Source organism: Microbacterium sp. C23T, assembly GCF_053345975.1.
Map to the genome: position 1 here is coordinate 39225 of NZ_JBKFBD010000004.1, position 19760 is coordinate 58984.

General features: G+C 71.6%; 18 protein-coding genes. 12 read left to right on the forward strand and 6 right to left on the reverse strand.

All coding sequences use genetic code 11. The features are described 5' to 3' along the window. Positions 1-53: 53 nt before the first annotated feature. The 4 genes from ACLBXX_RS03165 to ACLBXX_RS03180 form a co-directional block, all read right to left on the reverse strand. Complete coding sequence (locus ACLBXX_RS03165; RefSeq protein ID WP_447656795.1) at positions 54-2663, reverse strand: PEP/pyruvate-binding domain-containing protein; 2610 nt, start codon at positions 2661-2663, stop codon at positions 54-56. 92 nt (positions 2664-2755) lie between these two features. Further along, positions 2756-4084, reverse strand: a complete 1329-nt coding sequence (locus ACLBXX_RS03170) for a flavin monoamine oxidase family protein (protein WP_447656796.1) — start codon at positions 4082-4084, stop codon at positions 2756-2758. 85 nt (positions 4085-4169) lie between these two features. After that, positions 4170-4658: an adenosine-specific kinase gene (locus ACLBXX_RS03175; RefSeq protein WP_447656797.1), complete on the reverse strand. Its 489-nt coding sequence runs from the start codon at positions 4656-4658 to the stop codon at positions 4170-4172. Between the two features lie 66 nt (positions 4659-4724). Next, positions 4725-5336, reverse strand: a complete 612-nt coding sequence (locus ACLBXX_RS03180; RefSeq protein ID WP_447656798.1) for a helix-turn-helix domain-containing protein — start codon at positions 5334-5336, stop codon at positions 4725-4727. A gap of 132 nt (positions 5337-5468) precedes the next feature. Between ACLBXX_RS03180 and ACLBXX_RS03185 the strand changes: the two genes are divergently transcribed. From ACLBXX_RS03185 to ACLBXX_RS03205, 5 genes are all read left to right on the forward strand, one after another. After that, the gene (locus ACLBXX_RS03185) at positions 5469-6689 is read left to right on the forward strand and encodes a globin domain-containing protein (protein ID WP_447656799.1); all 1221 of its coding nucleotides are present in this window, start codon (positions 5469-5471) and stop codon (positions 6687-6689) included. Between the two features lie 48 nt (positions 6690-6737). Beyond that, positions 6738-7439: a hypothetical protein gene (locus tag ACLBXX_RS03190; RefSeq protein ID WP_447656800.1), complete on the forward strand. Its 702-nt coding sequence runs from the start codon at positions 6738-6740 to the stop codon at positions 7437-7439. A 98-nt stretch (positions 7440-7537) separates the two neighbouring features. Next, complete coding sequence (locus ACLBXX_RS03195) at positions 7538-8014, forward strand: hypothetical protein (protein ID WP_447656801.1); 477 nt, start codon at positions 7538-7540, stop codon at positions 8012-8014. Further along, positions 8001-9575, forward strand: coding sequence for a multicopper oxidase family protein (locus ACLBXX_RS03200; RefSeq protein WP_447656802.1), 1575 nt, complete (start codon positions 8001-8003; stop codon positions 9573-9575). Before ACLBXX_RS03195 ends, ACLBXX_RS03200 begins: the two co-directional genes overlap by 14 nt. Positions 9576-9613: 38 nt before the next feature. Further along, positions 9614-10306: a lipoate--protein ligase family protein gene (locus ACLBXX_RS03205; protein WP_447656803.1), complete on the forward strand. Its 693-nt coding sequence runs from the start codon at positions 9614-9616 to the stop codon at positions 10304-10306. A gap of 106 nt (positions 10307-10412) precedes the next feature. Here ACLBXX_RS03205 and ACLBXX_RS03210 read toward each other — a convergent pair whose 3' ends face one another. Beyond that, entirely contained in the window at positions 10413-11339 is a 927-nt protein-coding gene (locus ACLBXX_RS03210) for an Lrp/AsnC family transcriptional regulator (RefSeq protein WP_447656804.1), read from the reverse strand. A gap of 219 nt (positions 11340-11558) precedes the next feature. Between ACLBXX_RS03210 and ACLBXX_RS03215 the strand changes: the two genes are divergently transcribed. The 7 genes from ACLBXX_RS03215 to ACLBXX_RS03245 all read left to right on the forward strand — a co-directional run bounded on the left by ACLBXX_RS03215 (position 11559) and on the right by ACLBXX_RS03245 (position 18850). After that, positions 11559-12881 (forward strand): MFS transporter, encoded by a 1323-nt coding sequence (locus ACLBXX_RS03215; protein WP_387138526.1) that lies wholly within the window; start codon positions 11559-11561, stop codon positions 12879-12881. 14 nt (positions 12882-12895) lie between these two features. Further along, complete coding sequence (locus tag ACLBXX_RS03220) at positions 12896-14584, forward strand: amidohydrolase (protein WP_447656805.1); 1689 nt, start codon at positions 12896-12898, stop codon at positions 14582-14584. Continuing rightward, complete coding sequence (locus tag ACLBXX_RS03225) at positions 14581-16245, forward strand: thiamine pyrophosphate-binding protein (protein ID WP_447656806.1); 1665 nt, start codon at positions 14581-14583, stop codon at positions 16243-16245. The genes ACLBXX_RS03220 and ACLBXX_RS03225 overlap by 4 nt, the downstream gene beginning before the upstream one ends. Further along, positions 16242-17207 (forward strand): agmatinase, encoded by a 966-nt coding sequence (gene speB / locus ACLBXX_RS03230; protein WP_447656807.1) that lies wholly within the window; start codon positions 16242-16244, stop codon positions 17205-17207. Before ACLBXX_RS03225 ends, speB begins: the two co-directional genes overlap by 4 nt. 90 nt (positions 17208-17297) lie before the next feature. Further along, positions 17298-17837 (forward strand): hypothetical protein, encoded by a 540-nt coding sequence (locus ACLBXX_RS03235; RefSeq protein WP_447656808.1) that lies wholly within the window; start codon positions 17298-17300, stop codon positions 17835-17837. Between the two features lie 45 nt (positions 17838-17882). Continuing rightward, complete coding sequence (locus ACLBXX_RS03240; protein ID WP_447656809.1) at positions 17883-18452, forward strand: mismatch-specific DNA-glycosylase; 570 nt, start codon at positions 17883-17885, stop codon at positions 18450-18452. Beyond that, positions 18449-18850: a DUF2809 domain-containing protein gene (locus ACLBXX_RS03245; protein WP_447656810.1), complete on the forward strand. Its 402-nt coding sequence runs from the start codon at positions 18449-18451 to the stop codon at positions 18848-18850. The genes ACLBXX_RS03240 and ACLBXX_RS03245 overlap by 4 nt, the downstream gene beginning before the upstream one ends. Positions 18851-18949: 99 nt before the next feature. On the opposite strand, the gene ACLBXX_RS03250 is transcribed toward ACLBXX_RS03245, so the two are convergent. Continuing rightward, positions 18950-19681, reverse strand: a complete 732-nt coding sequence (locus ACLBXX_RS03250) for an NADPH-dependent F420 reductase (protein ID WP_447656811.1) — start codon at positions 19679-19681, stop codon at positions 18950-18952. Positions 19682-19760: the final 79 nt, after the last annotated feature.

Sequence of the window (19760 nt, forward strand, 5' to 3'; positions counted from 1 at the left end):
GTAACAGTTCTCCCGGCATTCATGGACGGTATCCAAGAATATGGAGCGCGCTGTCAGGCTTCGGACAGCGGCACGGTCACCACACCCGATGCCCCGTCGACGGTCACCTCTATCCCCGTCGTGATCGTCTCTGTCGCATGCGGCACACCGACGACCGCGGGGATGCCGTACTCCCGCGCGACGACGGCCCCGTGGCTGTTGGCGCCGCCCATCTCCATGACGAGTCCGCCCGCGGTGAGGAACAGCGGAGTCCAGCCTGGGTCGGTCGAGGGGGCGACGAGGATCTCGCCGGGTTCGAGGCGCGCCCCCACGGGGTCGAGGATGACGCGCGCGGGCGCGGTGACGGTCCCGGCCGACGCCGGCGTGCCTCGCAGTGCTCCGGGCTGCTCCGCAGCGGAGCCGACCCCGACGGCCTCCGGTTCCGTGCCGTCGGAGAGCAGCATCCGCGGAACGTGCCGCCGGCGCAGCTCGGTGTCGTACCGGTCTCGGCGTTCACGGACCGTCGCGCGCATGTCGGCTCCCGCCGCGGCGCGCTTGGTCTCGTCGAAGTCGAGGAAGAACACGTCGGCCGGGTCCGCGATCCGGCCCGCGGCGGCGAGCTCGGCGCCGATGCCGACGAGCTCCGCCCGCGCACGACGCATCGCGATGACCATGAGGAACTTCGGCATCTCGCGCATGCCGATGAGTGCTCGAGCCCGCCGAAGGCAGAACCGGACGGCGGCGGCACGGAGTCGGCCGCGCTCGCGTGCGCGCCCGACGAGGGTGTCGATCATCGCCTCGGCGTCGCGAGCGCCGGCCGCGAAGTGCTGCGCGGGGGTCGCCGCATCCGTGTCGAGGCGAAGGTATCCCGACAGCACGCCGAAGAGGTGCGCGGGGTCTTCCGCCCATCGCGGCATGCCGAGGTCGATCTCGGCGACGGCGCGGTGGCCGTAGCGGGCGAGGAAGTTGGCCATCGCGCGCTGCAGGACGGCGGGCAGTGCGCCCGCCAGATAGGCATCGGCGAGGTCCTCGGCGTCGCGGGTGCGCAGCGCTGCCGCGGACTCGGCATCGCGCCGCGCGCGCACGGCGACGTCCCACAGTTCGAGGTCCATCTGCGTCGTGACGTTGTCGGGCACGCTGCGCAGCACCGTCTGCAGGTCGCCCGGCTCGGTCGAGCCGCGCAGCAGGCGCCCGGCGAGCCCGAGCATCCCGAATCCGACGAGGGCGCCGGGCAGGCTTCGCGGCGCGAGCGGCATCGCCCGGAAGAGCAGATCGACCACCGCGTCGACCCGCGTCGGGATGTCGCTGCCCGCCGGGATGTCCCACGCACGAACTTCTCGGGCGAGCCGCTGAACCCGCCGCTGCGCCGCCGCCGGACTGATGAGCGCCTGCCCGATCAGGAGCGGGAGGCGGATGCGGACCGCCAGACGGAGGAAGCCGCGCGCGAAGCGTCGCCGCGACCGGGGAAGCACCGAGAATCGCGGGTCGTCGAACAGTCCGCGGAGGACCACGGCGGACCGCGCCTCCATCACGTCGAGCGCCCGCGGCATGATCTCGCGGCCCACGGCAGATCGCAGAACGGGCGTCGCATCGACGAAGATACGGTCGCCGCCGATCGCAAATGCTCCGGGTCCTGCGGCGATCCGAGCGGGACGGCGGCCGATGAGGTCGAGGAACCCTGAGCCGACCACCCGGAACGCGGCGATGCCCATCGGCGTGATCGGCCGGTGCAATCCTTGCGCGAGGCTGACGCAGAAGTAGACGCGGGTCTCCCCGGTGGGCAGCCGGGTATCGCGCACGGGCACGGGGAACAGCGTCGTGACCGGCCGGGACTGGGTGAGCCAGGCATGCCCGTCGCCGTCGATCGCCCACTCGATGTCCTGCGGGCTGCCGAACGCGCGCTCCACGCGGTCTCCGAGCGCGGCGAGCGCTCGCACCTGCGCGTCGGTGACGCTCGCCGGCTGGTCGGCCTCGCCGCCGGGCCGCCGATCGAGGATGCGCCCGGTCGCCGTGTCGATGATGAAGTGGTCGGGGTCGACCGAGCCTGACACGACGGACTCGCCGAGACCGCGTGCCGCGTCGAGCACCGCCTGACGGCGGCGGCCGGTCACCGGGTCGGCCGTGAACAGCACGCCCGCGGAATCGGCGTCGACCATCCGCTGCACGACGACCGCCAGGGCGACTCCGGCGCCGTCGATGCCCTGCGCGGTGCGGTAGGCGACCGCGCGGTCGGTCCACAGCGAGGCCCAGCAGCGGTGGACCGCATCCAGCACGTCGTCGACGCCGGCCACGTCGAGGTAGGTGTCCTGCTGCCCGGCGAAGCTCGCGCCAGGGAGGTCTTCCGCGGTCGCCGACGATCGTACGGCGACGGCACCGGCCCCCGGCTCCAGCCGGTCGTACGCCTCCCGCACCGCTCTGGCGACCTCGTAGGGGAACGGCGCCTCGAGCACGGCCGTCCGCGCGGCCGCGGCATCCGTGATCGTCCCTGACTCGACCGCCGAGCCGCGGACCGCACGCCGGTACGCCTCGGTCGTGACGCAGAAGCCCGGTGGCACGTCGAAGCCGGCACGGATCAGTTCGCCGAGGTTCGCCGCCTTGCCGCCGGCGGTCGCGAGGTCATCGGCCGACAGCTCCGCGAGGTCGACCACGAAGCTCGCGTGCGGTGCGGGGCTGGACGCGGCCATGGTGTCGTCCTATCGGCCAGGTCGGCCCACGCTCGTGGGCTCAGGTGCAGAATCGCACTCCGCGCACCCCGCCACAAGATCGACCGCACTCGTCAGCCGGCCCAGGCCTCCTCGATGGCGATGTCGCGTCGGAGCACCCTCGACGCCGCGCGGTGGCCGGAGAGCATCGCCGCGGGCACCGTCGCCGGGTCGTCGGTCCAGGTCGCCTCGCCGGCGAGGTGGAGCACGCCGCCGATCGGCGTCGCGAGGTCGTCGTGGTCGGCCGTCGTCGACCCGACCGTCATGTAGGCGTACGACCCGTGCGACCACGGGTCGTCCTGCCAGTCCGTGACGTGCACGTATGTCGGCGTCACGACACGGTCGCCGTACAGGCGCCGCAGCTGCACGAGGATCGACTCGACGATCTCGTCCTCGGTCCAGTCCCACGTCTCGACCGCCGCCGGCCCGGCCGCGAAGGTCAGCAGCGTCGGCGTGCCGTCGAGCGCGGTGAGGTCGTACCACGAGTGCCACCACCGGCTCTCGGGGCCCTGCTGGCGGATCGCGTAGACGCCGTCGTCCCAGAACTTCGCCGGGAACCGCAGGAACACCTTCTCGAACGCGTTCATCGTGAGCCTGCTCAGCGCGCCCGCGACCGGCTCCGGCAGCGGCGGGTCGATGGCGAAGTCGTCCGACTGCAGCACGCCGACCGGTACCGTGACGATCGCGGTGTCGGCGGAGAACAGCCCGTGGTCGGTCGTGACGAGGACTCCCTCGGAAGACCACTGCACGTCGGACACGACATGGATGAGACGGATGTCGAGACCCTCGGCCAGCCGCCGCGGCAGGCGGTCGTACCCGTCGGGGAACACGACCTCGTCGCCGTCGATGGAGTCGTCGTCGAGCCCGTGGGCGGCGAGGTCTTCGATCCGGGCGCCGTACTGCTCCTCGGAGCGGTGCTCGAGATACTCGCGCACGCGCTGCGTGCGCTCCGTGTCCCATCCCTGGGCGGCGAGCGCGGCGTCGGTCACGTCGCGGTACGACGCGTCGGGAGCGGAGGTGGCGACCACCTCGCGCAGCGTGGCGTCGACGGCGTGGATGTCGTCGATGTACGCGCGGGTCGCGGCATCCGTCAATCGCTTCCCGTCGGGGCCGTAGTACGCGATGGGGCGGCTGTCGGGCTGGTAGCCGCCGACGGTGAACTCGACGGTGCGCATGCCGAACGCCTGCGCCGCCGCGGCGACGGGGGAATCGGTGATGCCGTGGATCCACGAGGCGCCCATGTCGGTGACCGTGCCCGGGAAATGGCGGTCGGTCGAGACGCGGCCGCCCACGCGGTCGCGGGCCTCGAGCACGACGACACGACGCCCGGCCCTGCCCAGGAGGCGTGCGGCGGTGAGACCCGCCACTCCGGCGCCCACCACGATCGTGTCGAAATGATCCATCTGCGATCCTCCCCGGCCGGCGCATCACCGCGCCCTTCGACGCTAGCGGCATCCGGCCGATCGCAGATCCACCGGCGCCGCCCCGTCAGAGCTTGTAGCCGATGGCGCGCAGCAGGTCGCGGCGGTCGGCGACGTCCTGCTCGGTCTCGACGCCGACGGGCGGCTGGCCGTCGATGACGCCCGCGACGCCGCGGCCGGTGTCGGTCACGGCGACGAGCATCTGCACCGGGTTCGCGGTCGCGCAGTAGATGGAGCAGACCTCGGGGACGGCCTTCACCTGGTTGAGCACGTTCACCGGGAAGCCTTCGCGCAGCATGACCACGAACGCGTGCCCCGCGCCGATCGCCAGCGCGGCATCGACGGCGAGCGCGATGAGGTCGTCGTCGTTGCCCGTGCGGCGCACAAGCCGCGCACCGGATGCCTCGCAGAACGCGACTCCGAACCGCAGCGTTCCGCCCACCCCGGCAAGCGCTTCGTGCAGGTCCTCGACGGTCTTGATGAAGTGCGACTGGCCCACGATGACGTTCACGTCGTCCGGCTTGACGAGCGGGACGACCTCGATGTCGACGGTCATGGGAACCTCCTCCGACAGCGCCAGCCTAGACTCCTGGCCTTCTCGCCGCGCGGGGGTCGTTGCGCCCTATTCCGCCCGGGTGGTGAGCAGCAGCCGGCAGTGGTGCGCGGTCACGAAGGGCTCCAGGCGCTCGAGTTCGAGCGGGCCGTCGGTGTGGAGTAGCACGTCCTGCACGAGGCGCGCGTGGACGCCGCACACCAGGGCGCGGTCCTCGTCGATCATGTCGTGATACCGGCACGGCGCGAGGTCGAACGACAGCGTCTTCTCGTCGACGGCCGGGTCGAGCCCGGCGTCGTCGAGGTGCTCGTACAGCACGTCGAGCTGCCGCGCCGCGTCGGCGGGAAGCTGCGGAGCCTCGCTGCCGGTCACGGCACGCAGCATCCGTCCTCTCGTCTCGGCGCCCTCGACGCGCGCGCTCGCCGCGTCGCTCGAGGCCGACTCGCGCACGGGGTGGAACACCACCGGAGGACGCCCGCGGACTCCCACCTGGATCGTCTCGCTGCGGATGAGGCCCTCGTCCTCCAGGACGCGCAGATGGTCGCGGACGGTGTTCAGCGGGATGCCGGACTCCGAGGCGAGCTCGCCGGCGCGGCGTCCGGGCACGCGCTGAATGGCGTGCAGCAGCTGCAGGCGGCGGGGCTGGGTGAGTCCGCGGAAGTCGTGCGCGCGGCGGGGCATGATTCCAGGGTAGGCGGGCCGTCTCCGCCCCCGCTGAGAGGTCGACCGGATAAAACCGGTGGAACCCGCGGCACCCGGCGCGATGACGGAGGAAGGTCGAGGGCATCGCGTCCGGTCCGAGAAAGGAACCCCATGCAGCTCTCACCGGAGTCCGAAGCCGTGGTCCGCGCCACCGCAGGTGTCGTCGCCGCCCACGCCGAGGAGATCACGAAGGTCTTCTACCCGGCGATGTTCGCCGCCCACCCCGAGCTCCTCCGCATCTTCAACCGCGCGAACCAGGCGGTGGGGGAGCAGCCGAAGGCGCTCGCCGCGTCGGTCGTCGCCTTCGCGGTGCAGCTCATCGACCCGAACGCCCCCGACTTCACCCCGGTGATGCGCCGGATCGCCCACAAGCACGTCTCGCTCGGCATCCAGGCGCGCTCGTATCTCGTCGTCGGACACCACCTCCTGGCGGCCGTGGGGACCGTTCTCGGCGATGCCGTGACCCCCGAGGTGAAGTCCGCGTGGGACGAGGTCTACTGGCTGTTCGCGACGTCGCTGATCGCCGAGGAGGCGAAGCTCTACGCCGAGGGCGGCACCGACCCCGAGCAGCCGTGGCGCCCGTACCGGGTGGTCGAGCGGTTCGAGGAGTCCGACGACGTCTTCTCGCTCCTGCTCGCGCCTGTCGCGGGCGAGGTTCCGTCGCACCACACCGGGCAGTACGTCGCGATCGCGGTCGACCTGCCGGACGGCTCGCGCCAGCCGCGCCAGTACACGATCTCGTCGGGACCCCGCGGCGACTCGCTCCGCGTGACGATCAAGCGCGTGCGCGGCGTCGGCGACACCCCCGACGGCCAGGTGTCGACGTGGCTCTTCGAGAACGCGAAGCCCGGCACGGTGCTCGATGTGTCGCAGCCGGCGGGCGATGTGGTGCTCGACGAGTCCGAGCAGCCCCTGGTGCTCGTGTCGGCCGGCATCGGCATCACGCCGGTCGCCGCGATCCTCGAAGACCTCTCCCGTCGCCAGCCCCAGCGCACCGTGCGCCTCTTCCACGCCGACCGTGCGCACGACACGCACGCGCTGTACTCGTCGCTGCGCCGCCACGTGCTCGCGATGGACGACGCGAAGGCGCAGAACTGGTACGAGACGGATGCTGCGACCGCCCCCACGCTCCACCCGGCGCGGGAGGGGTTCATGGACCTCGCCGACGTCGAGCTGCCCGACGGTGCGACGGTGTTCATGTGCGGCCCGCTGCCGTTCATGCGCATCTCCCGCGCGACGCTGATCGCCCGCGGCATCCCGAGCGAGCGCATCCACTACGAGGTCTTCGGCCCGGATCTCTGGGCGCAGAACCCCGAGGGCGCCGCCGCCTGACGGGCACGAGCGCCTACCGTCCGTTCGGCCTCGGTGGGACCATGAACCATGGCGACCGAGGCCGACGGGGGCGGTGCGGACAGCGACGCGGTGCTCGCGCGCCGGCTGCAGATCCTCGCGACCGAGCACTGGGGTCTGCTCGCGGCGCGCAGCACCGCGCAGAGCGAGGTGCTCACGCGCATCACGATCTACCTCACGCTCGTCTCCGCAGGGCTCGTCACGATCGGCCTCCTCGGGCAGGCGACGCGGTTCGGGTCTTGGTTCACGGTGGCGGCGCTCGGCATCCTCGGCTTCCTCACCGTCGTCGGCCTGCTCACCCTCATGCGCGTCCTCAGCGTCTCGGAGGAGGACATGATGTTCGTCGTCGCGATGAACCGCATCCGCGGCGCGTACGCCGAAGTCGATCCCACCGCGGCGGCGGCGTTCCTCGCGTCGACGCACGACGACGAGCTCGGCATGCGGGTGACGTACTCGTTCCTGCGCCACCGCGGCGCGTTCGAGCAGGTGCTCGCGTCATCCGCGATCCTGACCATCCTCGTGACGGCATCGGTCGCCGGCATGTTCGCCGGTGGGCTGTGCGCCGCGGCCGGGGTGCCGATCCCGGGAGCGGTGACGGTGGGCATCCTCGTGGGTCTCGCGATCGCCGCCGGCGCCGTCTGGTACGCGGGCTACCGCTTCATCTCGGTGTGGAAGTCGTACACGCCGCTCCGGCCGAGCGAAGGACCGCCGCCGCACTGGCGACGCCGCTGACCTCGCCCGCCAGGCGGCGCCGGCTCCGCGCCGCCGATGTATCAGCTGGCCGCTCGCCTGCTCTGTCGTGTCGTTGAACCCGACACCGAGGAGCTGTCATGCGCATCACCTATCGCATCCTGTCATTCGCCATCTGCGCGCTCGTCGCGCTGCAGGCCGCTTCGCACGCCTGGGCGTCGGCCGGTCTGGGCCTGTACATCGCCGAGGGCGGCGTCGTCGACGCGTCGGCGCAGGCGGGCCCGCCCCCGTTCCCCGAAGTGATGGGTTTCATGATCCACGGCATGAACGGCATGTTCGTGATCCCCGCCCTCGCGCTGATCCTGCTGATCGTGTCGTTCTTCGCGAAGATCCGCCGTGGGGTCGCGTTCGCGGCCGGAGTGTTCGGCCTGGTCATCCTGCAGGTGACGCTCGGCCTCTTCGGTCACGGCATCCCGCTGCTCGGATTCCTCCACGGGGTCAACGCGCTGCTGCTGTTCACGACCGCGCTCCTGGCCGGGCTGAACGCGTCGAAGCGCCGTGTCTCGGCAGCGGCCGACGCGATCGCCGCGCCAGCCACCGCCCGTGCTGCCGCCTAGAACGGCCTCGGCGAAGAGCCGGTGGGCGTGGTTCGCCCGCCGGCTCGGCGTCGTGCTCGGCCTCGTCGCGGTCGCGTTCGTCGGCTGGATCTGGTGGGCGAGCGTGCTGCCCGGCTCGTACTCGGCGTTCGACATGGGCGTCCCGGACTACGGCGGCGGCGCCGGCGCGGACACTCACGCCGCCGCGCACGGCCACCTCGGCGCCGGCGGCACAGCGGATGCGGCGAGCGCGCCCGTGGCCGAACAGACCAGCGTCACCGACCTGACAGCCGACCCCGACCGTCCTGCGGATGTGCGCGTCGTACTCATCGCGCGGGCCGAGCGCGTCACCCTCCTGGGCGGGGAGCCGTTTGACGGCTTCACGCTCAACGGCAGCACGCCGGGTCCGACCATCCGGGCGGCGCAGGGTCAGCTCGTCGAGGTGGTGCTGCGCAACGAGGACGTGCCCGCCGGCGTCACGGCCCACTGGCACGGGGTCGACGTCCCCAACGCGATGGACGGCGTCGCCGGCGTCACGCAGGACGCCGTCATGCCCGGGCAGACCTTCACCTACCGCTTCGTCGCCGAGCAGGTCGGCACGTTCTGGTACCACGCGCACCAGGCCTCGCACCCGCAGGTCGTCGGCGGCCTCTTCGGTGCGCTGATCCTCACTCCCGCGCCGGAATCGGATACCGCAACCGCCGTGGCCGCGACCCCTCCGCCCGTCGACGTCGTCGCTGCGATCCACACCTACCCGGGCGGCCAGCGCACGATGAACGGCGCCCTCGGCGACTCGCACCAGGACGCCGCCCCCGGCGACATCGTCCGTGTGCGACTCATCAACACCGACTCGACGCCGACGAGCGCCTGGGTGACGGGTTCGTCCTTCCGGGTACTCGCGGTCGACGGACACGACCTCGTCGGCCCGACCGCCGTCGCCGATCAGAGCGTGCAGATCACCGCGGGCGGTCGCGCCGATGTCGAGATACGCGTCCCCGAGAGCGGTACCGTCCGCGTCCAGGTGCCCGGTGTCTCACTCGTCATCGGTTCGGAGGGTGCTCACGCCGACCAGGCGTCGGCGCCGAGGGGCCAGCTCGATCTTCTCTCGTACGGTGAGCCAGCGCCGATCGGATTGGACCCGGCGGCCGCCGACCGCCGCTTCACGTACGACATCGGCCGCCTCCCCGGCTTCCTCGACGGACGACCGGGCTACTGGTGGACGATCAACAGGGGCCTCGGGGCCGGCGTGCCGATGTACATGGTCGACGAGGGCGACGTCGTCGTGATGACCATCTCCAACAGCAGCGGTGAGGGGCATCCGATGCACCTCCACGGTCATCACCTGCTCGTCCTCTCGCGCGACGACGTGCCGTCCTCCGGCAGCCCGTGGTGGGTGGATTCCCTCGATGTCGCGCACGGCGAGTCGTACGAGGTCGCGTTCATCGCCGACAACCCGGGCGTCTGGATGGACCACTGTCACAATCTCCCGCACGCGGCGGAGGGCCTGATGACCCACGTCGCCTACAACGGGGTCACGACGCCCTTCCGCCTGGGCCGAGACACCGGCAACGACCCGGAGTGAACGCCGGGTCGGGCCGTTCGCGTGAGAGTGTGGGGCACATGACCCTGCGCGACGGCTCGGCTCTCGTGATCCGGCAGGAGGAACGGGCGGATGCCGCCACCGACCTCGAGCGGTCGGTCGAACTGCTGCGGGCCGTCGCCGACGGCGCGATCGCTCAGCATCGGGTCGTGCGGGTGTACGCGCCGGTGCCGACGGTCGCGATGAGCCGCCGCGAGAGCCGGCTGCCCGGATTCGAGGTCGCCCGGGCCGCCGCGGTCGAGCGCGGCTTCGCTCCGGCCATCCGCCCCACCGGCGGGCGCGCCGTCGCCTACGACGAGAGCTGCATCGTGTTCGACGTCGTCGCGCGCGAGGCCGAGGGTTCGATCGACCAGGCGCGGTTCTTCCGCGAGGTGGGTGACGCGCTCGCCGCCTCGCTGCGCGGGCTCGGCGTCGACGCCCGGGTCGGCGACGTGCCGGGGGAGTACTGCCCCGGCGAGTTCAGCCTCAATGCGCGCGGGGCGGTCAAGCTCATCGGCACCTCCCAGCGTGCCGTGCGGGGCGCACGACTCCTCAGCGGGATGCTGCCGCTCGGCGCGGTCGATCGGTTCACCGACGTGCTGCTTGCCGTCAACGCCGCTCTCGAGCTCGACTGGGACCCGGCCACGTTCGGCACCCTGGCGACGGAGGTGCCGCGCATGCCGAGGAGGATGGTCGAGGATGCCCTGATCACCGCGCTCGCCGCAGGTCCCTGATCGCCCGCACAGAATCGGAGGTTCTGGCCGACGCGCCGGGAGATGGATGCTGCGGCCCGGCGTGTCGCGCATACTCTCCGATTTTGTGCACGCGGCGGCGCATGCCTCAGCCGGTGATCGAGCCCAGCGGCTGCGGGATGCCGCCGCCGGCGGGACGGAGCGTGCGGGCGTAGTCCTCCTTGAGCACCGCCAGGTGGAACCACGCCTCGACGCCCGAGACGCCGGGGATCGCGCGGATCCTCTCGAGGCTCGCGTACAGCGCGCCCGCCGACGGCTCCACGAGCGTCGTCACCACGTCGAAGCGGCCGAGGGTGCGTGCGGCGAAGTCCACGCCCCGCCACGTGCGCAGCGCCTCCGTCACGCGATCGTCGGCGTCCGCCAGGTTGAGGCCGACGCCCATCGACAGCTGGCGGTGCACGAGCCCGCGCGCCTCGACGGCGCTGATCTTGATGACGCCGCCGTCGACGAGCCGCTGCACCCGGGTCGTGACGGCCGACGGGGAGAGCCGCACGGCCTCGCCGAGCGCGCGGTAGCTCTTGCGTCCGTCGCGCTGCAGCTGCTCGATGAGGGCGGTGTCGATCGCGTCGATGGTGACGTCACCGTGGTACTGCGACACGAAGAACCCCTTGACCACGTCGGTGTAGATGAGGGTGTTGATGTCGCCGACGCCGGGGAGCGCCCGGATCTGCGCGAGCAGGTCGTGCAGCGCCGGCATCGACCCGAGTCGTACCTCGGTGACGAGGTCGTACGCGCCGCCCACGGCCGAGACCAGCACGGTCTCGCTCAGACCCCGCAGGTGCTGCGCCACCGGCTCGACCCCGCCCTGCGTGCGGATCGACACGTGGGCGAGCACGTGCTGCCCGAGGAACACCGGGTCGACCGCCGCGACGACGCGCACCGTGCCGTCGGCGAGCATCGCGTTCAGCCGCGTCGAGACGGCGGAGCGCGACTGACCGAGGCGGCCTGCCAGCGTGTGGATGCTGGCCCGGCCGTCGACCTGCAGCTCGCGGATGAGCTCGGCGTCGAAATCCATCGCGATCCTCGAATTCGTCGATTTCCCCGGGAACGCACGGTCGCACGTACAGAAGACGAGTCTAGAACCACTCGCACAGGACGCGACTCGTGATTCTGCGCAGCGCGTCGAACAGAACCCCAGTCGAACGAGCCCAGCGCTGGAGTTATGCCCTTGCCAGCGGCATCCGTTCGTCCCTAACGTTCATCGCATCCCCGGTACATCCGCAAAGGAGCGGTCATGACTTCCACCACCAGCAGGGCGCGGCGCGCCGGCATCGCCGCGTTCGTGGGAACCACCATCGAGTGGTACGACTTCTACGTCTACGCGACCGCCGCCGCGCTCGTGTTCGGGCCGCTCTTCTTCCCGAGCGGCGACCCGCTCGCCGAGACCGCCGCGGCGTTCGCGACGTTCGCCGTTGCGTTCCTCGTGCGTCCGCTCGGCGGCATCATCTTCGGCCACATCGGCGACAAGCTCGGGCGTCGCGTCTCCCTCGTGATCACGCTCCTGCTGATGGGCGTCTCGACGGTGCTCGTGGGTTGCCTCCCCACCTACGAGGCGATCGGCATCGTGGCCCCGATCCTCCTCATCCTGCTGCGCGCCCTGCAGGGCCTCGCGGTCGGCGGCGAGTGGGGCGGCGCCGTGCTCATGAGCGTCGAGCACGCGCCGGCCGGCAAGAAGACCTTCTATGGAGGCTTCACGCAGCTGGGCAACCCGGCCGGTGCGCTGCTGGCCTCGGGCATCTTCGCGATCATGTCGCGCTTCGGCGACGACTTCATCATGAACGGCGGCTGGCGAATCCCGTTCCTGCTCTCGATCGTGCTGGTCGCCGTCGGCTTCTGGGTGCGGTACCGCGTCGAGGAGTCCCCGGTCTTCGAGCAGAAGATCGAAGGCCGCAAGCAGACCATGCCGCTCGCGTTCGCGCTCCGCGTCAACTGGAAGCCGATCCTCCTCGGCATCGGCCTGCTGCCGATCTCGACCGGCGGCTACTACCTGGCCACCACCTTCGCGACCTCGTACGCGACCGGCGAGCCGATCAGCATGAGCCCGCAGCTCATCCTCGACGCCATGACGATCGCCTCGTTCATCGAGTTCGTCGTGACGCTGCCTGTCGCCTGGCTCGGCGACAAGTGGGGCCGCAAGAACATCATGTACATCGGCCTGGTGACCTCGGTGCTCACGTTCGTGCCGTTCATGCTGGTGCTCCCCGGCAAGGTCGAGCCCGTCATCTTCCTGCTCGCGTCGCTCGTGCGCATCGCGATGAGCGCCACCTACGCGCCCATCGCCGCGATCCTCGCGCAGATGTTCCGCCCGCAGGCGCGCTACACGTCGATCGCCCTGTCGTACGGCGTCGGAGCGGCGATCTGGGCCGGCTTCTCGCCCTGGTTCGCGACCATGCTCATCGCGTGGACGGGCAGCGTCTGGTCGGTCATCTTCATGTTCATCGGCATGGCCCTCCTCGCCGGCCTCTGCACCTGGCTCGCACCGCAGCACTCCGACGAGGCGCCCGTGACGGACTCGTTCACGCCGCGCACCGACACGACAGCCGCTCGCACGATCTGAGGAGATCCGCCGCCATGAGAAAGCTCGCCCCCTTCGACCGCCCCGCGCAGCAGACCGCGCGCCTGGTGATCGCCGGCGCCATCCACACCGTCGACGCGCAGGGCAGCACCGCCACTGCGATGCTGACCGACCGCGGCCGCATCGTCGCGATCGGCACGACAGCGGAGTGCCGGGATGCTGCGGCCGCCCTCCGCCTGGACCCCGAGGTCGTCGACCTCGGCGACGCGGTCGTCGTGCCGGGCTTCGTCGATGCGCACGCCCACCCGCTCATGTACGGCCAGCTCATGACCTGGGTGGACTGCGGTCCCGAGAAGGCCGCGAGCATCCCCGAGATCGTCGCGCTCCTGAAGGCCGCGGCGGCCGAGCTGCCCGAAGGCCGCCCGGTGCGGGGCTATGGCTACGAGCACCGCAATCTCGCCGAGCAGCGGCATCCGTCCCGATTCGAACTCGACGAGGTCGCGACCGACCGCGAGGTGTACCTCATGAACGCGTCGGGGCACGGCGGCGTCGTGAACTCGTACACGTTCGAGCGGGGCGGCGTCGACCGTGACACCCCGAACCCCGCGGGCGGCGAGATCTTCCGTGACGCGGACGGCGAGCTGACCGGCGAGATCTCGGATGCCGCGTGCAACATGCTCACCGGCGTGCACGGCGTGAAGATCGGCCACCACGGTCCGAACTTCCACCTCGCCGACGAGCCGGAGGAGCACCTTCGGCAGCTGGATGTCGCGACGCAGCGCTTCCTCGCCGGCGGAGTGACGACGATCGGCGACGCGCAGGTGTCGCGCCGCGAGTTCGACATGTACCTCCGGCTCGCCGAGGCCGGTCGGCTGGAGCTCAGGGTCTCGATGTACCTGCTGTCGCACCTGCTCGACGAGGCGCTCGAGATGGGCCTCGTCGGCCAGTTCGGCAACGCGCACCTGAGCTTCGCCGGGATCAAGCTCTATGCCGACGGCACGCTCGGCGGCTGGACGGCGTACTTCCCCGACGGCTACGTCGGCGACCCATGCCGAACGGGCCAGCTGTACCACGAGCCCGCCGAGTACACCGCGCTCATCCGCAAGGCACACGCGGCGGGGCTCCAGACCGCGACGCACGCGCAGTCGCCGACGGCGATCGAGATGGTGGTGTCGGCGATCGAGGCGGCGCTCGCCGAGCACCCCGACGACGACGCCCGCCACCGCATCGAGCACTGCGGCCTGCCGACGCCCGAGCAGATCCAGCGCATGGCGGCCGCCGGCATCCGTCCCGTCAATCAGACCCAGCACTACTTCAACTGGGGCGAGGGCGTCGAGCAGGCCATCGGCACGCCGGGGGAGCGGTTCAACCCGCTCGGCGAGTTCGAAGCGGCGGGAGTGCCGTTCACGATCTCATCCGACGCACCGGTGGCCGAGCCGATCCCGCTCGAGGCGATCCAGACCGCCGTCACCCGGGTGACGCGCCGTGGGCACAAGCTCGGTCCCGACACCCTGCGGGTCTCGGCGGATGCCGCCCTGCGCGCCCACACGTACGAGGGTGCCGTGTCGCTCGGTCGTGAGGACGACCTGGGCTCGCTCGAGGCCGGCAAGTACGCCGACTTCGCGGTGCTCGGGGCCGACCCGCTGGCGGTCGACGCGAGCGAGATCTCCGAGATCCCGGTGCTCGAGACGTGGGTCGCGGGCGAGCGCCGGTACGCGATGGCGCGCGTCGAGGCGCTGACGTGAACGCCGACCCCGCCGAGCAGTACGCCGACACCACGGGGCGCGCCGTGCTCGAGACCGTGCGCAACTACGGGGTGACCGCCGTGTTCGGCATTCCCGGCACCCACAACCTCGAGCTCTACCGGCCGCTCGCCGACCTCGGCATGCGTGCGGTGACCAACCGCCACGAGCAGGGCTCGGGCTACGGCGCCGACGGCTGGGCGCAGCAGACCGGGCTGCCCGGCGTCGTCATCACGACCTCGGGGCCGGGCCTGCAGAATGCGATGAGCGCGATCGGCACGGCATTCTGCGAGTCGCGGCCGCTCCTGGTGATCTCGCCCGGCGTCGCGCTCGGGGCCGAGTTCCGCGACGTCGGCACGCTCCACGAGACGAAGGACGCGACCGCGATGGTCGGCGCGATCGCCGAGTGGTCGCGCCGCGTGACGAGCGCGACGGATGCCGTCGACGCGGTGCACGACGCGTTCGCGCTGTTCCGCACCGGCCGTCCGCGTCCGGTGCACATCGAGATCCCGCTCGATGTGCTGGAGGCTCGCGCCGACGTGCCGGCAGCGGCTCGTGAAGCCCGCCCGGCTCCCGCGCCGGTCCGCGGTGACGCGGGCGCCGTACGTGACGCCGTGAAGCTGCTGACGGATGCTGCGCGCCCGGTGATCGTCGCGGGCGGCGGCGCCACGCGCGCCGGCCGTGCGATCACGGCGCTCGCCGAGCGACTCGGCGCCCCGGTCGTCACGACCCTCAACGGCAAGGCCACCGTCGACGAGCACCACCCGCTGTCGCTGGGCTCGAACCTGCGGCTCGAGGCCGCCCGCCGGGTCGCCGAGGACGCCGACGTCCTGCTCGTGCTCGGCTCGAAGCTCGGCGAGGCCGAGCTGTGGGCGCCGCGCCTCGAGGCGCGCGGCGCGGTGATCCGCGTCGACATCTCGGCCGCGCAGCTGCACAAGAACCTCGACGCGTCCGTCGGCATCGTGGGGGACTGCACCGCCGTGGTCGAGAACCTGCTCGCCGCTCTTCCCGACAGCCCTCGCGCTCCCCGTGACCTCACCACCGCACGGGAGTCGATCGCCGCCGAGACCGCTGCGATCCTCCCAGAGACGGTGGCGCTCGCCGAGACCATCGCCGCGGCGCTGCCGCACGACGCGATCGTCGCGGGCGACTCGTCGCAGATCGTCTACATGGCCCTCGCCAACGTGCTGCGGCAGTCGTGCCCGCACTCGCTGCTGTACACCCCGACGTACGCGACGCTCGGTTACGGCCTTCCCGCGGCGATCGGCGCGCGGGTCGCCCAGCCCGCCGAGGGCGGTCGGCCCGTCGTCGCCGTGGTCGGCGACGGTGCGCTCATGTTCTGCGTCAACGAGCTGGTGACCGCGGTCGAGCAGCGCCTCGACCTCACCGTCGTGTGCGTCGACAACGGCGGGTACGCCGAGATCAAGCAGAACGAGGTGGACCGCGGCATCCGTCCCGTCGGCGTCGATCTCGTGCAGCCCGACTGGGTCGCCCTCGCGAACGCGTTCGGGGCGACGGGCCGGCGGGCGTCGAACCTCGATCACATCGGGTCGGCGATCACCGAGGCGATCGCCGCCGGCGGCGTGCAGCTCGTCCACATTCCGCAGGACGGCGGGGCGCAGCATCCGTCGACCGCATCTTCCACCCCGAGAGGTGAGTCATGACCGACAACCACGAGCCCGTCGGACCCGTCGACGCGTCCGTCTACCCGCGCTACACGGGGATCGCCACCTTCGCGCGCCTGCCGCGCATCGAGGAGGTGCCGCGCGCCGACCTCGCGATCGTGGGCATCCCGTTCGACACCGGGGTGAGCTATCGCCCGGGTGCGCGGTTCGGTCCGTCCCACGTGCGCGAGTCGTCGCGGCTGCTGCGTCCGTACAACCCCGCACAGGACGTGTCGCCGTTCGCCGCGGCGCAGGTGGTCGATGCCGGCGACATCCCGGCGAACCCGTTCGACATCGGCGAGGCCGTCGCCGACATCGAGACCGCGGCGACGGCGCTCGGCGAGCGCGTGGATCGCATCGTCACCGTCGGCGGCGACCACACGATCGCGCTCCCGCTGCTGCGTGCGGTGAACAAGAAGCACGGGCCGGTCGCGGTGCTGCACTTCGACGCGCACCTCGACACGTGGGACACCTACTTCGGCGCTCCCATCACGCACGGCACGCCCTTCCGCCGCGCGAGCGAGGAGGGTCTCATCGACCTCACGGCGAGCTGCCACGTCGGCACCCGCGGTCCGCTGTATTCGAAGCAGGATCTCGACGACGATGAGCGACTCGGCTTCTCGATCGTGTCGAGCGTCGACATCGAGGAGCGGGGGATCGAGGCCGCGATCGAGCGCGTGCGCCGCCGCGTGGGCGACAAGCCGCTGTACATCTCGATCGACATCGACGTGCTCGACCCCGCCCACGCCCCCGGCACCGGAACCCCCGAGGCGGGCGGCATGACGAGCAGGGAGCTGCTCCGGATGCTGCGTGCCTTGAGCGACCTGAACGTCGTGGGTGCGGACGTGGTCGAGGTGTCGCCCGCGTACGACCACGCCCAGCTCACCGGCATCGCCGCGAGCCACGTCCTGTATGAGCTCGTGACGCTCATGGCGGCGCAGATCGAGGCCGGCCAGAGTTGACGCCTAGCGCGCACCTTGCCCGGTGACAAGCCCCTCCACAGGGCGTTCTGCCCGCCGCAGGCTGGGAGGACCCCCAGAAGGAGGACGGTCATGAACGGCCACGAAAACCCCAACCCGGAGCAGAACATGAGCGCCGAGGAGCCTATCGCGGGCACGCGCCGCGAGCAGCGTGAGCGCGAGGCGGCGAACCCCGATGCCGGAACCCAGGCCGACGCCCGGCAGAACGTCGCTGCAGACGACATGTCGCGGCAGAACGCCGATCGCGAGGCGGCCGCCCGCCAGGACGCGACTGAGTACGCAGATGCCGGGCGCGACGCCGATGGCTCCCCGCAGGAGCCCGTCGAGCACAGCGCGACGACCGACCACGACGTGATCCGCCAGTGGGCGGAGGACCGCCACGCGACCCCGGCCACCGTCGAAGGCACCGCACAGGAGGGCAGCGTCGGCGAGCTCCGCCTGGACTTCGACTTCGGCAACGACCTCGAAGACCTCAAGGAGGTCTCGTGGGACGACTGGTTCCGCGCGTTCGACGAGCGTGGACTGGAGTTCGTGTTCCAGGAGAGCACGCGTCCCGACGGCTCGGCCTCGAACGACTTCGCCCTCGAGCCGGCCGGTCAGGCGCGCACCTGACGCCTCGGTGCCGGGCTGCGCCCGCGGGTGCGTGAGACTGAACGCATGGGTTTCACGCGCGCCGAACTGCAGACGTACCGCGGGCGCAGCATCCCGGATCTCATGCCCACGCACCCGAAGCTGGTGTTCGTGGGCATCAACCCCGGTCTGTGGACGGCCGCCACCGGAGTGCCGTTCGCGTACCCGGGCAATCGCTTCTACCCGGCCCTCGTCGCGGCGGGCATCATCGAGCGGATGCCGCGCATCGATGACGACGGCATGGCCGAGGCCGACCGCCGCATGCTGCTCGACGCGGGCATCGGCATCTCGAGCATCGTGCGTCGCGCCACCGCGCGGGCGGACGAGCTCTCGCGGACGGAGCTGAGCGAGGGCGCTGAGCGGCTGGCCCGCGATGCCGCGGGGTGGAAGCCCGAGGTGGTCGCGATCCTCGGGCTCACCGCCTACCGGCAGGGCTTCGCGCGGCCGCGGGCCATCGCCGGCCGGCAGCCGGACGATCTCGGCGGCGCCGCGCTGTGGGTGGTGCCCAATCCGAGCGGCCTGAACGCCCACATGACGGTGGCGACGCTCGCCGAGGCGTACGCGGAGCCCGCCCGAGCCGCCGGCGTGATCTCGTGACCCGCACTCGCCGGCTCGTGGCCGCGCTGCTGCTCGCCGCCACGATCGCCGCCGGGCTGCTGGTGCACGGCGTTCTGCCCGATACGGCCGCGACCGACATCGCCGGCGACGCGCTCTATGCGGTGGCCGCGTACCTGGCGGTGGTGCTCATCGCCCCGCTCCTTCCCGCGCTGGCCACCGGCGCGATCGCCGCCGCGTGGTGCGTCGCGGTCGAGCTGTTCCAGCTCACCGGTCTGCCGCTCGCCTGGGGTGCGACCTTCCCGCCCGTGATGCTCGTCCTCGGCACCGTCTTCGACGCCCGCGACCTCCTGGTCTACGTGGTGACGATCGTCCTCGCGACCGCGGTCGATGCGCTGCTCGGCAGATTCGGGAGCGGGGTCGCGGCTCCTCGTTCCTGACCCCTCTTCAACAGGTCAACCGGGCCTCCACAGGACCGATTGCCGCGCGGTTCTCCTGCAGAACCCCGGTTGACCTGTGGGAGAAGGGAGGAAACGGGCTCACGCACCCGCGGCGCGGGCGCGGGCGACGACGATCCCTCGCTGCGACGTGGGGAAACGCTCGAGCATCGCGCGGAGTTCGGGGGCGTCGACGTCGGCGCCGAAGGCCTCGGCGCCGGGCTCGAGCATGATGCCTGCCGCGAGGGGCCCCGCGAGCACCGGGTCGAAGCCGAGGTCGTCGACGAGTCGCATCACGGCCTCGACATCCGGCGTGGAGTCGCCGGCCACCGCGATCGCCTTCCGCCCCGAGGATCCGACCGGCCGCGCCTCCTCGTCGAGATCGCGGTAGCCCATGTGGTTGAACGCCTTCACGACCCGGGCCTCGGGTAGGAACCGCTGCACCGTCTCGCTCGTCGTGGTGCGGAGGTCGCCGAAGTCGGCCCGCAGCCCGTCGACCTCCCACCAGTAGTTCATCGCGTCGATCACGAGCTTCCCCCGCAGAGCGTCGACGGGCAGCGTGTGGTGCTGGGGGAGCGGCAGCGCGAGCACGATCGCATCGGCGTCGCGTGCGGCGACGGATGCCTCGACAGCGACCGCGCCGGGAGCCGCCGCCTCGATCGTTCCTGCGATCCGTGCCGGGTCGCCCGACCCGGCGACGAGCACGCGGTATCCGGCCGCGATCGCGAGGCGCGCGAGCACCTGTCCCACGCGCCCTGCGCCGATGATGCCGAGCGTCCGGATCCGGGGCGGCGCCGCAGCATCCGTGATCCCCGTCCGCGTCAGCTCACCCACGCGAATCAGGCTAGCCCGCCGTATCAGCTGCGCGTCGGTTCCGCTCCTCACGGGTGGAGATCCGCCCGCCGGGCGGTCC